Here is a 12,206-nt window from a genome sequence, read left to right as displayed (position 1 = left end):
ATTTGGCCTGACCTGACAACATCCTTGCTCAAGCCGGCCTCATCGCTGGCAAGCCCCCACAAGAGTTGAGCCAACCCTGGAATCAGAGTCCACCGCGGACACTGTGGGAGCTGGCTTGCCAGCGATTTGGCCAGATCAGGCAACATCATTGCCCTTGCCGGCCCTCAGGGTTCGCGGCGCTTACAGCATGTTGACTACGAGTTCAACCAGGCGCGCCAGCCGCCCCACTCGCTGATATCCTGCGCGCCCTCCAGCCCGTAGGCATCACAGACGAAGCCAGTCTCCCAGCGTCCATCTTCCAGTTCGACCTTGCCCAGCCCCAGCGGCGCCGGGATCTCGGCGAGAAAGGCGCCCAGCGCCGCGCTAGGGATTTGCCAGACCTCCAGCGCAATTGCCACACCATCACGGGCAACCCGCACCATCCCCGGGCGCTGCACCGGCCCGCCGGCCAGGGCATACAGCCGGTAGTTCGGCGAGCTGCGGGTTGCCTCGACCAGCGTCGCGCCACGCTGCTGCAACTGCCAGTTGAGCGCCAGTCCTTCCAGGTGAGCACCACAGACCACCACGCTAACGCGGTCATTGCGCGCCTCGCGGGCCGGCACTTCAAGGCTCTGGTAAGCACTGGCCAGACTGAGCAGGTACTGATCGGTAAATGCCCGACCGAACAGGGTCACTCCCCACGGCAGCCCGTTGCCCATGAACCCGCTGGGCAGCGCAACCGCCGCGTAGTCCAGCAGGTTCATGAAGTTGGTGTAGTAACCCAGCTCGGCATTGCGCAGCACCGGCTCCTCGGCCAGTTCGGCCAGGGTCACCGGACGGCCGATGGTCGGGGTAAGCACGCACTCCAGCCCGGCAAGCAGCCGGTCGCATTCCGCCTTGAGCTGCTGCAAACGGTACTGGGCACGGAAGGTATCGACGCCACTCACCTGCGGCGCCTTGGCCAGCACCGCGTGGATGACCGGCAACACCGCTTCAGGCTGGTGGCGCGCCAGCTCGCCGACCACGCTGTAGCGCTCGGCGACCCAAGGGCCTTCGTACAGCAACCGGGCTGCCTCAAGGAACGGAGAAAGATCCAGGGTCACCGCCTCGCCGCCCAGCGCCTGCAAGCGCTCCACCGCAGCCGCGAACAGCGCCGGGCCTTCCTGGCAACCGAAGAATTCGAGGTCCTGCTGCCGGGGCACGCCGAAGCGGAATCTGCCCACGCGGCCAAAGGCGCTGCCCAGGTTCCACCCGGCGTTGGCCCGGCTGTATTCGTCTCGCGGATCCTGCACCGCCAGCAGTTGCAGCAGCTGGCTGGCCTCCGGGGCGGTGGCCGTAAAGGTGGTCACGCAATCCAGGGTGCGGCAGGCCGGGACCACGCCAGCGGTGGAGATCAACCCTTTGCTGGCCTTGAGTCCAACCAGGTTGTTCAGCGCTGCCGGGACCCGACCGGAACCGGCGGTGTCGGTGCCGAGGGCAAAGCTGGTCAGCCCCAACGCCACGGTCAGCGGCGAGCCGGCGCTCGAACCACCCGAGGGGTAGTCTTCCAGCACGCTGTTGATACAGGCGCCATAAGGCGAGCGCGTACCGTTGAGCCCGGTGGCGAACTGATCCAGGTTGGTCTTGCCCAGCGGCACCGCGCCCAGTTTGATCAACTGCTCCACCACCGTAGCCGAGCGCTCCGGCACATAGGCGAATGCCGGGCACGCCGCCGTGGTCGGGATGCCGGCGAGGTCGATATTGTCCTTGATCGCGAAGGGCACGCCGTACAGCGGCAGGCTCTCCAGCGAAGCGCCCTCCAGCGCTGCCAGATAGGGCTCCAGTTGTTCGGTGCTCAACAGATGGATGAACATGTTGAAGCGCGGATTCAGCTGCGCCGCCCGCTCGCGCAGGGCCAGGATCAGGTCCCGCGGTGATTGTTCACCAGCGCCATACGCCTTGCGCAGCGCGTCCAGTTGCAGATTCACCTTCATGCTTCACCTCCTTGCAGTACCACCACCCGTTGCCCCGCACGCACCGCCGAACCCGGCTCGACCCGCACTTCCCGTACCACACCCGCACAGGGCGCCAGCAGCGGGATCTCCATCTTCATCGACTCCAGCACCACCAGCGCGTCCCCTGCCGCAACCCGCTGACCGACAGCGACCTGCACCTGCCAGAGATTGCCGGCGATAGCGCTTTCCACACCGATCTGCCCCGCAGGCAACGGCGCTTCCTCGCCCGCTTCGGCCACCGCCTCGGTGGATTCGAAATGCGCTTGCCCACTGTCGATCCAGCGCTGCCGCTCGGCCGCGAACGCCGCCTGCTGCTGGTCACGGAACGCCTGGATGCCCGCTGCTTCCTCGGCCAGGAACTGCTGGTAGTCCGCCAGTCGCAACTGGCTCGATTCGATCGCCAGATCGAAACGCCCCAGCGGAAAGTCCCGGCGAATGCGCTCCAGTTCCCCGGCACTGACCGGGTAGAAGCGAATCTGGTCGAAAAAGCGCAGCAGCCACGGCTTGCCATCGAAGGCCGCGACCTCACGGTAGCGGTTCCACATCTGCAAGGTGCGACCGACAAACTGGTAACCGCCCGGCCCTTCCATGCCGTACACGCACATATAGGCGCCGCCGATACCCACCGAGTTTTCCGCGGTCCAGGTGCGCGCCGGGTTGTACTTGGTAGTGACCAGGCGATGCCGCGGGTCCAGCGGCGTGGCCACCGGCGCGCCGAGATAGACGTCGCCCAGGCCCATGACCAGGTAGCTGGCGTCGAACACCGTGCGCTGCACCTCGTCGAGGTTCGGCAGGTCGTTGATACGGCGGATGAATTCCAGATTGCTCGGACACCAGGGCGCGTCCTTGCGCACGGTGGTCATGTATTTCTCGATGGCCAGCTGGCAGGCCGGGTCGTCCCAGGACAGTGGCAGGTGGACGATGCGCGATGGCACCTGAAGGTCCTTCGAAGCGCACACGGACTGCCATTCACCGGCCACGACTTCCAGGAGATGACCAAGCGGCAGGCGCTCCGGCTGGTAATGGACCTGCAGCGAGCGGATGCCCGGGGTCAGGTCGATCACGCCGGCCAGGGCCCTGGCTTCCAGCGCCTGCATCAAGGCGTGGCCACGGAAGCGCAGGACCAGGTCCAGCTCGGCAGCGCCGATTTCCAGCAGCAGATGGGTATCCCCCGCCAACCGCGCGACCAGGCGGGTATCGTCCGCGCCGAGATCAAGAACGATGGGCGACAGCCATTGCTCTTCGCCGACGGGTTCGACCGTTTCGGCCAGCAGCTCTGCACAAGCCAGTCGCCGTGCCTGTTCCAGGGAGACGGGAACAAAGCGCACCTTGTCCCCCGCCTTGAGCTGGCCGAGCTGCCAGAGATCGGCCTCGATCACCGTTACCGGGCAGACGAAACCACCCAGGCTCGGGCCATCGGGGCCGAGGATCACCGGCATGTCGCCGGTGAAGTCCACCGCGCCGATGGCATAGGGGTTGTCGTGGATATTCGATGGATGCAGCCCGGCCTCGCCGCCATCGGCACGGACCCACTCGGGTTTCGGGCCGATCAGGCGCACGCCGGTACGGCTGGAGTTGAAGTGCACTTCCCAGTCGGTGGCGAAGAAGGTGCGGATGTAGTTTTCGCTGAAGTATTCCGGAGCGCCATGCGGGCCATAGATAACCCGGACCTGCCGGGTGGCGGCCAGCGCCGCTTGCCCGGGCAGCGAGGCACCTGCCGATCTGTCGCTCAAGCACTCCAGGTGCAGCACATCCCCGGCCCGCAACGCACGACCGCCATGGCCGCCGAACTGGCCGAGCATGAAGGTACTGCGGCTGCCCAGGTATTCCGGCACCTGGATACCGCCACGCACGCACAGATACGCCCGGGCGCCAGCACCGGCAATGGTGCCCAGGGCCAGCGTACTGCCGGCCTTGACCAGCACGCTGGTGTTCATGGCGATCGCCTGGCCGTCCAGGGTCAGCGGGATCACCGCTCCGGTCACGGCGATCACCGCATCGGTATTGAAGCGCAGGGTCGGACCACTCATGGTCACTTCCAGCGCCGCTGCACCTTCCGGGTTGCCCAGCAATTGGTTGCCCAGGCGCAGCGCGCGGCTGTCCATCGGGCCGGACGGGGGAACGCCGACGGCCCAGTAGCCCAGGCGCCCGGGGTAATCCTGCACGCTGGTCTGGGTGCCGCCGCCGAGCACTTCGACGGTGGCGGCGCGATAGGCCAGGCCTTCGAGGCAGCGGGTCCAGGGCTGGCCGCTGGCGAAGGGCGTGTCCTGGAGAATCTGGCGCAGGTAGTCGCGATTGGTTTCGACGCCGTAGACCTGGCTGTCGCCGAGGGCACGATGCAGTTGCTCCCGCGCCTGCTCGCGGTCGTCGGCCCAGACGATCACCTTGGCGATCATCGGGTCGAAGTACGGCGGAATTTCGCAGCCAGCACTGACCCAGGTGTCGATCCGCAGCGCCTTGCCATCAGCCTCGGGGAAGCCGACGGCGGTGAGCAGGCCGGGGCTGGGCTGGAAATCCTTGCCCGGATCCTCCGCATACAACCGCGCCTGCACCGCATGGCCCACGGGTTCCAGGCCCGCGGCCAGTTGATGCAGCGGCGGCAGATCGCCGGCCGCCAGTTCGATCATCCAGCGCACCAGGTCCACGTCCCAGACCTGCTCGGTGACACCGTGTTCCACCTGGAGCCGGGTATTCACCTCAAGGAAGTAGAAGCGTTGCGCATCGCTGTCGAAGACGAACTCGACGGTGCCGGCGCTGCGGTACTTCACCGCGCGAGCCAAGCGGATCGCGGCGTCGCACAGGGCTTCGGCCATGCCTTCGGGCAGGTTCGGCGCCGGGGTTTCCTCCAGCACTTTCTGGTTGCGCCGCTGTACCGAGCAGTCGCGCACGCCGAGCGCAATGACCTCGCCGGCGCCATCGCCAAACACCTGCACTTCAAGATGGCGGGCGCGCTCGATGTATTTTTCGATGAACACCCCGGCATCGCTGAAGTTGTTCTGGCCCAGGCGCTTGACCGCCTCGAAGGCCTCTTCCAGCTCCGCCGCCGAGCGGCATACGCGCATACCGATGCCGCCACCGCCTGCCGTGCTTTTCAGCATTACCGGGTAGCCGACCGCTTCGGCGGCGCGCCAGGCGTCGGCGAGGCTATCGAGCAGACCGGTGCCTTCCAGCAGCGGCAGGCCTTGCTGGCGGGCGAGATCACGGGCGGTGTGCTTGAGGCCGAACAGGCGCAGTTGCTCCGGCGTCGGGCCGACGAAGACCAGCCCGGCAGCCTCGCAGGCTTCGGCGAACGCGGCGTTTTCGGAGAGAAAGCCATAGCCGGGATGGATGGCCTGCGCCCCGCTCTCTTTGGCGGCGGCGAGGATCTTGTCCACGGCCAGATAGGTACCGGCCGCAGCGCCCTGCCCCAGGCTGATGGCCTGGTCGGCCTCGACGAGGTGGCGGCTGGCGAGATCGGCTTCGGAGTAGACCGCGACGCCGCGGACCTTCAGCTCGCGCAGGGTGCGCAGGATGCGACAGGCAATGGCGCCACGGTTGGCGATCAGCAGTGTTTCGAACATGACAACGTCCCCGGAGGGGTGCGGGCCGTCCCGCAGTTGTTTGGAGGTCTCGGGGTCGTCCCCGGACGGCAGATCAGGGATGCCTGTCGGCGTTCAACTGGCCGAAACGGGCCTGGCAGGCGCTGAAGAAGCACAGCCGGACCTTGCGCAAAAAGGCTTTCAGTTCCATATCAGCAGCTCCGCCGGGGTCGGGTTGTAGCCGTTGCACGGGTTGTTCAGTTGCGGGCAGTTGGAGATCAGCACCATCACGTCCATTTCGGCCTTGAGCTGTACGTACTTGCCGGCAGCGGAGATACCGTCCTCGAAGGTCAGGCCGCCTTCGGCGGTGACCGGGACATTCATGAAGAAGTTGATGTTCGGGCTGATATCGCGCTTGCCCAGGCGGCCGTCGTGGCAGCAGGCGCGCAGGTAGTTATCGCGGCAGCTGTGCATATGGCGCTTGTCGAGGGCGTAGCGCACGGTGTTGCTTTCCTGGGCGCAGGCGCCGCCGAGGGTGTCGTGGCGGCCGCAGTTGTCCTCGACGATGGTCAGCATCGGCCGCCCCAGGTTGGAATACAGCACGCTGCCAACGCCCAGGTAGACATTGCCCTGGCGCCGCAGGGTGCGTTGCACGTCATAGCGCTCGCGGGGGTTGGCGACGCTGTAGAACAAGGTGTCGATGGCCTGGTTGCCTTCCAGGTCGAGAATGCGCAGGGTCTGGCCGGCCTTCACTTCGGTGAGCCAGGGCTCGCCGGCCGGGATGGTGGCGCGGTAGATCGCGGTGTCGGCTTGCAGGGGTGACGTCATGACGGGTCCTCAGGCGAACAGGCGTTGGGTGTTGAGGAAGCCGCGCTCGTTTTCCGGGCGCGAGGTGCGGCAGTGCTCGGCGACGCTTTCGTCGGCGCGGGCAAAGGTCAGTTGTACCGGCCTGGGGGCGTATTGCGCGGACGGGTCCATCGGGTGCTGCAGGGCGGTAACGATGAACAGGGTGTCCATCGGCGCATACAGCTCGATGGCATCGCCCGGCCGGGAGTTGCCCTCGACGAAATGCAGGCTGCCGTCGGCGCCCACGTCCACGCGGCTGAACAGGTTGAGGGGCATGGTCAGGTCGGACAGCTCCAGGCCCCACTTGCCCATTTCCACCAGCAGGTTGTCGGTGCCGTTGCGGTGGAAGCGGTTGCGCAGTTCCTGATAACGCCCGGTGCCATATTTTTCCCGGACTTCCTCGGCGTTCAGCACACCGCCGATGCTGTCGCTCCAGCCGCAGGTATCGCGGGTGATCGCCGCCAGGACGCGGCCCATGTCCGAATACAGGCAATGCCCGCTGGTGAGCCTGGCGGTGTGCTGGCACTTGAGGCTGTCCGGCAGGTTCAAGCGTTCGCTTTTTTCATGGGCGTTGAACAGCATCAGGCTGACGTTGGCGCCGCCTTCCAGGTCGGTGAAGCGCACCTGCTGGCCGCGCTTGAGGACGAAGGACAGGTGGCCGCCTCCGGGCAGGAAGTCTTCGGCGAATACAGAGTTGTCGGTCATGGTTAACCTCTTGCGTACGATTGAAGAAGCTCGGGCAACGCGTCGGCCCGGGCCGCGAGGCGCTTGTCGTTGAGCGGCAGGTCGTAGGTGACCCGCGAGCCGAACGCCGCCGGCGCGTGCGGGTCGTGGCGCACCTTGTCGAAGACCAGCAGGCGGCTGCCGAGGCTGAAGCCTTCGCTCAGGTCGTGGGTGACCATGAACACGGTGACCCCGGTTTCGCGCCACAGCTCAAGGAGCAAGGCATGCATGTCCTTGCGGATTCCCGGATCGAGGGCGCCGAAGGGTTCGTCGAGCAGCAGCACCCTGGGCTTCATGATCAGCGCCTGGGCGATCGCCAGGCGCTGCTGCATGCCGCCGGAGAGCTGGCTGGCGTATTTGTCGAGGGCGTGGCCGAGGCCGACCTTGTGCAGCAAGGCGGCGGCCTGCTCCCGGGCTTCGCGCCTGGCGCTGCCGAACAGGCGGCCCAGCAGCTTCGCCCGGGGCAACTCAAGGCCAAGGGCGACGTTGTCCAGCACACTCAGGTGCGGGAACACCGAGTAGCGCTGGAACACCACGCCCCGGGCCGGATCAGGCTCGGCAACCAGGGGCTGGCCATCGAGCAGGATCTGCCCGCGGCTTGGTCGTTCCTGGCCCAGCAGCAGGCGCAGGAAGGTGGATTTGCCGCAGCCCGAAGCCCCGACCATGGTGCAGAACTCGCCTTCGGCAATGCTCAGGTTCAGGCCTTCGAGTACCACGTGCTGGTCATATTCCTGCCAGACATTCCTTACCTGGATAAAGCTCATGCCCGTGCCCCCTCGTACCAGGGAAACGCACGGCGGGTCAGGGCCTTGAGCAGCCAGTCGGTGAGCCAGGCGAGCGCGGTGATCCACACCACGTAGGGCAGGATCACATCCATCGCCAGGTAGCGCCGGACCAGGAAGATCCGGTAGCCCAGGCCATCCTCGGAAGCGATGGCTTCCGCCGCGATCAGGAACAGCCAGGCCGAACCCAGCACCAGGCGCAGGGAGATCAGCAGGCGCGGCAGCAGTTGTGGCAGCACCACCCGCAGGATCAGGGTCCAGGAACTGGCGCCCAGGGTCTGGGCCTTGATCAGCAATTCGACGGGAATCTCGCGGGCACGCTGTTCCAGGTCACGGGCCAGGACCGGGGTGATGCCGATGACGATCAGCATCACCTTGGACAGCTCGCCCAGGCCGAAGACGATGAACAGGATTGGCAGGATCGCCAGCGGCGGAATCATCGACAGCACCACCAGCAAGGGCGAGAGCATCGCGCCGAACAGCGGCAAGGTGCCCGAGGCGATGCCCAGGCACAGGCCGATCAAGGCGCTGATGGCCAGGCCGACGCCAAGGCGCTGCAGGCTGGAAGCGGTGTCCTGCCAGAGCAGGTAGTTGCCGCTGCGCTTGTCCTCCACCAGCGCCATGCGTTCCACCGCCGCGCCCATCTGGGCCGCGCCGGGCAGCAGCTTGTCGTTGGGATTGTCCGCCAGGCGCTGCGCCGAGCCGAGGAAATAGGCACAGAGCACCAGCACGAACGGCAACAGCATCAGCAGCAGCCGCGACGGACGATCGGGATGGCGATTGATCAGGCGCATGTTCATTCCTCGCTTACAGCGAACCGTCGACGGCCATGCGTACGTAGGTCGGGTCGAAACGCAGCTTGAGGTTGTCGCGGTTGCCGACGATCACCTCGTTGGCGAAGCTCATGCCCACCGCCGTGCTGTCCTTGGCGCCCTCGCCCAGCAGGCCGTGGTCGAAGGAGAAGCTGGCGACCTTGTCCATGGTCCTGGGCAGTTCCGCGCTGCTGACGAAGGTCAGTGCCGCCTTGGGCGTATCGAACAGGTAGGTGGTGGAAAGCTGGCGCTCGAAACCGGCGAGGTCGGTGCCGGAGGCCTTGGCCATATGCTCCAGGGCCTTGGTGCGCTGCGGGGAGTCGCCGGCGATCAGGTCCATCACCTCGTACCAGGCGCCGGTCAGCGCCTTGCCCAGCGCCGGGTTGTCCTTGAGGGTCTGGGTGTTGACCACCATCAGGTCAAGGATCTCGCCGGGAATGCGGCTGGAGTCGAAGACCTGGGTCACGCCGGGCTTGCTGCGCACTTCTTCGAGCATCGGGTTCCAGGTGGTCACCACCTGCACGTCGGGAGTATTGAAGGCAGCGGCGATATCGGCGTCGGAGGTGTTGATCACCTTCAGGTCCTTCTCGCGCAGGCCGGCGCTGTCGAGGGCGCGGGCCAGCAGGTAATGCGAGACGGACAGCTCGACCAGGTTGACGTCCATGCCCTTGAGGTCGTTCACCGTCTTGCCGGTGCCTTTCAGGACCACACCGTCATTGCCGTTGGAGAAGTCGCCGACGATCAGCGCGGTACTGTCGACGCCGCCGGCGGCGGGGATGGTCAGGGCGTCCATGTTGGTCATCGAGCAGCCGTCGAACTGGCCGGCGGTGTACTGGTTGATCGACTCGACGTAGTCGTTGACCTGGGTGAGCTTGATATGGATGCCGTACTTGCTCGCCCACTTGTCGACGATGCCTTCGGCGGCGGCGTATTCCCAGGGCATCCAGCCGGCGTAGATGGTCCAGCAGATATCGAAATCGGTCTTCGCCGCGGCGTTGGAGGCGGAGCTCGCGGACAGGGCCAGGCCGGCGGCGAGGAAGGCGGAAAGCAGGGACTTTCGCATGAAGTGACTCCAGTTGACGGTGGACGAACCAGGGAGCAGCACGACACTCATTGCAGTGAGTGGTCTGTCTCCCGGGCTTTTATCCCGCCGTGTAACCTCGAACTGGAGGTCGCCGGCTCTCGGTCCAGACGCCCGCAGAAGCGGACCGGAACCCTAGCCGACCTATTTTCAGATTGTGGTGCAATTTAGCTCGCGCTACTCCCGCACGGAGGGAAGTAATGCCAGAGGCGTGCCAAGTGGATGGCGGGGTGGGTTTTGCGGGGGTTCTGGGGGATGCGGGGGGATTATGGGCGCGGGGGATGCACGGTATTGGGGCGTTGTGCGCGTTGGCGGGGCGTCAGCTTGCGACAGGGAGAAGGGTATGGGCGAGGAAGGTGGCTGCGGGGGCGATCAGGGCGCTGAGGCTGGTTTCGGAACTGGCCAGGGCGCCGCCGGAGAGTGCGGCTGCGATGAGGGAAATGGCGGTCCAGAGGCGGCGCTTGGGGGTGAGGCCGGCTTGGAGGTTCTTCAATCGCTTGACCATGTTGGCTCTGCTTTTTATCCGGAGACTAATGAGCGGTGCAGTCTACCAGCCATTTGGGGACATCCCTTGTGCTAATCGACAGCAGGGTAATGGGCTTGGCCTTCATCCACGGCTATTGCGAACCCTGGTGCGGAGGGACCCGAAGTAGTCGTCGGTCACCGCAACGGTCGGGGCCGACTCTGCTCCAGCCGATAGCGCGTTCCGTAAATGCTGGCGGTCGTGATCCTTGCGAATCAGCTCTTGCACATACTCGCTGCTGGAGCTGTAGCCGCGTTGGCTGACCTGCTCATCGATGAAGAGCTTGAGATCGTCAGGCAGGGAAATGATCATAGTGTTGGCTGCTTTGGGCTCAAGTTCTTCAAAGCATACACTTTTGATCCTGCGTCGGCAGTGCTCGAGCTGGACACGTTTTCTGTAGGAGTCCAACCAGCCTTTCAGGCTGCGCTGTCGCGCAAAGCACTGTTCTAGAGCAGGATGCGGACCCTGTGGGAGCGAGCTTGCTCGCGAAGGACCGCAAAGCGGTCCCAAAGCCTGCCAAACTGGGGATTTGGATAAATACCATCAGCCAGTTCCCGTGAATCCAGCACTGCATTTACCTGCAGCCCGTGCTGGATGGTTTTGGGACCGCTCCGCAGTCCTTCGCGGCGCTTCGGCGGTCCGACAAGTCACAGTCCAATCCGGCACCGATCAGCGCGAGATGCGTAGATCCCCTTCCCCATCAGAAACGAGAACAGGTACTGCGAAATGCTACAAAAGGTCATGTCTCCACACTGATGATCTACCGTTGCGTCATTCAATGCAGAGACGCTAGGCAGAGGATTGAAACGTGTTTGACTACCCAGTGACCATTCACACTGACGGAAACCCGGGCGTCGCACTCACCTGCGACGACCTGCCGGAGTTCAATAGCGCTGGAGATGACATCGAGGATGCACTGTGCGAAGCAGTGGATGGCATCGAAAGCGCGTTGTCGATCTATGTTGATCAGCGTCGCGTGATTCCTGTCGCATCCGCCCCGACGCGAGGGCAGCGTGTCGTTCACCTGCCTGCCGTCAACGTGGCCAAGATCGTACTTTGGAATGAAATGATGAGCCGGGACATGCGCAAGGCTGACCTGTGCCGTCTGCTTGGTGTTTCGCAGACGCAGGGGGACCGGTTGGTGGACTTTCTTCACGCGTCAAAGATGGAGGCTGTGGAGAAGGCGCTGGCTGCGCTCGGGAAGCGGTTGAGCATCTCGGTGCTTGGCGAACGGTTTATCACCGCTTCCGGCTTTGGCGAAACAGTGGAACGTTCGAGCAGATGCTCAAGCGATTGCATCTGCAGTTCAATAATCAAGGGCTCATCGACCTGCGGGCCGGGATGATCGATTCAACTGCTATTCGTGCCACCCGCGCTTTATCAGGTGCCGGTAAAAAAGGGAGCTTGATGCCCCCAGATCACGCTCTAGGCAGCAGTCGGGGTGGTCTCACCACCAAGATTCATATGCTCTGCGACGCCAACGGCGTGCCTCTGCGCTTCCTGCTTTCTGGAGTTCAAGCCAGCGATATCAGCTACGCAGAGCCACTGCTGGACGATGTCTGTATTCCGACAAGCAAGCGCGGCCGGCCTCGCAAGCGCTGTCGCTGGCTTCTGGCCGACAAGGGCTACGATGCTGATGCACTACGCCGCTACTGTGACCGGTATCGAATGCAGCCGGTCATTCCTCTGCTTGCGATGAAGCGCAAACCCAAGCCTGGATTGCCCCGCCTGTTTGATCGCCCCAAATACCGTCAACGGAATGTGATCGAGCGCATGTTCGGCTGGCTGAAAGAGAACCGCCGAGTCGTGACACGCTTCGACAAGCTCGCAAAAAGTTATGGCGCGATGGTTTCGCTGGCTTGTGTCATGCGGTGTCTGCGACACCTGTTTCAGACACAGAAGGCGACAGAGGCAACCAGAGCTTAAAGAGTCCAGCCTGGCTGAGTGG

9 protein-coding genes, 2 pseudogenes and 1 riboswitch are annotated in these 12,206 nt (G+C 64.5%); of the genes and pseudogenes, 2 read left to right on the top strand and 9 right to left on the bottom strand.

Annotation, left to right across the window (positions count from 1 at the left end; genetic code table 11):
- Positions 1–194: 194 nt before the first annotated feature.
- The 9 genes from atzF to N7650_RS05530 all read right to left on the bottom strand — a co-directional run bounded on the left by atzF (position 195) and on the right by N7650_RS05530 (position 10,570).
- Positions 195–1,952 carry an allophanate hydrolase gene (gene atzF, locus N7650_RS05570; RefSeq protein WP_279897316.1) on the bottom strand — a complete coding sequence of 586 codons (1,758 nt, stop codon included), beginning with the start codon at positions 1,950–1,952 and terminating at the stop codon, positions 195–197.
- Positions 1,949–5,533, bottom strand: a complete 3,585-nt coding sequence (gene uca / locus N7650_RS05565) for an urea carboxylase (protein ID WP_279897315.1) — start codon at positions 5,531–5,533, stop codon at positions 1,949–1,951. The genes atzF and uca overlap by 4 nt, the downstream gene beginning before the upstream one ends.
- Before the next feature lie 159 nt (positions 5,534–5,692).
- Positions 5,693–6,319 (bottom strand): urea amidolyase associated protein UAAP2, encoded by a 627-nt coding sequence (locus N7650_RS05560; RefSeq protein ID WP_279897314.1) that lies wholly within the window; start codon positions 6,317–6,319, stop codon positions 5,693–5,695.
- Between the two features lie 9 nt (positions 6,320–6,328).
- Positions 6,329–7,042: an urea amidolyase associated protein UAAP1 gene (locus N7650_RS05555; protein WP_009398843.1), complete on the bottom strand. Its 714-nt coding sequence runs from the start codon at positions 7,040–7,042 to the stop codon at positions 6,329–6,331.
- A gap of 2 nt (positions 7,043–7,044) precedes the next feature.
- Entirely contained in the window at positions 7,045–7,824 is a 780-nt protein-coding gene (locus N7650_RS05550; RefSeq protein WP_009398841.1) for an ABC transporter ATP-binding protein, read from the bottom strand.
- On the bottom strand, positions 7,821–8,636 hold the full coding sequence (locus N7650_RS05545) for an ABC transporter permease (protein ID WP_009398839.1): 816 nt from the start codon (positions 8,634–8,636) through the stop codon (positions 7,821–7,823). The genes N7650_RS05550 and N7650_RS05545 overlap by 4 nt, the downstream gene beginning before the upstream one ends.
- A 13-nt stretch (positions 8,637–8,649) precedes the next feature.
- Positions 8,650–9,717: a putative urea ABC transporter substrate-binding protein gene (locus N7650_RS05540; RefSeq protein WP_009398837.1), complete on the bottom strand. Its 1,068-nt coding sequence runs from the start codon at positions 9,715–9,717 to the stop codon at positions 8,650–8,652.
- Positions 9,718–9,783: 66 nt separating this feature from the next.
- Positions 9,784–9,885: riboswitch (guanidine-I (ykkC/yxkD leader) on the bottom strand.
- Positions 9,886–10,054: 169 nt separating this feature from the next.
- Positions 10,055–10,240 carry a hypothetical protein gene (locus N7650_RS05535; RefSeq protein ID WP_009398835.1) on the bottom strand — a complete coding sequence of 62 codons (186 nt, stop codon included), beginning with the start codon at positions 10,238–10,240 and terminating at the stop codon, positions 10,055–10,057.
- A gap of 102 nt (positions 10,241–10,342) precedes the next feature.
- Entirely contained in the window at positions 10,343–10,570 is a 228-nt protein-coding gene (locus N7650_RS05530) for a hypothetical protein (RefSeq protein ID WP_009398833.1), read from the bottom strand.
- 496 nt (positions 10,571–11,066) lie between these two features.
- Between N7650_RS05530 and N7650_RS27905 the strand changes: the two are divergent.
- Both N7650_RS27905 and N7650_RS05520 read left to right on the top strand, forming a co-directional pair.
- Positions 11,067–11,282, top strand: a pseudogene (locus N7650_RS27905) (type II toxin-antitoxin system HicB family antitoxin); the annotation flags it as partial.
- A 161-nt stretch (positions 11,283–11,443) separates the two neighbouring features.
- Positions 11,444–12,184: pseudogene (locus N7650_RS05520) on the top strand (IS5 family transposase); the annotation flags it as partial.
- Between the last annotated feature and the right edge of the window lie 22 nt (positions 12,185–12,206).

It is taken from the genome of Pseudomonas sp. GD04058 (assembly GCF_029836855.1).
GTDB classification, from domain to species: Bacteria; Pseudomonadota; Gammaproteobacteria; order Pseudomonadales; family Pseudomonadaceae; genus Aquipseudomonas; species Aquipseudomonas bharatica.
The sequence above is the reverse complement of the archived record's forward strand: the minus strand, read 5'-3'. Positions and strand labels throughout refer to the sequence as shown.

Bases quoted from the DNA above. Each gene is read 5' to 3' on its own strand.
- atzF (WP_279897316.1), bottom strand. From the start codon at position 1,952: ATGAAGGTGAATCTGCAACTGGACGCGCTGCGCAAGGCGTATGGCGCT.
- uca (WP_279897315.1), bottom strand. From the start codon at position 5,533: ATGTTCGAAACACTGCTGATCGCCAACCGTGGCGCCATTGCCTGTCGC.
- N7650_RS05560 (WP_279897314.1), bottom strand. From the start codon at position 6,319: ATGACGTCACCCCTGCAAGCCGACACCGCGATCTACCGCGCCACCATC.
- N7650_RS05555 (WP_009398843.1), bottom strand. From the start codon at position 7,042: ATGACCGACAACTCTGTATTCGCCGAAGACTTCCTGCCCGGAGGCGGC.
- N7650_RS05550 (WP_009398841.1), bottom strand. From the start codon at position 7,824: ATGAGCTTTATCCAGGTAAGGAATGTCTGGCAGGAATATGACCAGCAC.
- N7650_RS05545 (WP_009398839.1), bottom strand. From the start codon at position 8,636: ATGCGCCTGATCAATCGCCATCCCGATCGTCCGTCGCGGCTGCTGCTG.
- N7650_RS05540 (WP_009398837.1), bottom strand. From the start codon at position 9,717: ATGCGAAAGTCCCTGCTTTCCGCCTTCCTCGCCGCCGGCCTGGCCCTG.
- N7650_RS05535 (WP_009398835.1), bottom strand. From the start codon at position 10,240: ATGGTCAAGCGATTGAAGAACCTCCAAGCCGGCCTCACCCCCAAGCGC.
- N7650_RS05530 (WP_009398833.1), bottom strand. From the start codon at position 10,570: ATGATCATTTCCCTGCCTGACGATCTCAAGCTCTTCATCGATGAGCAG.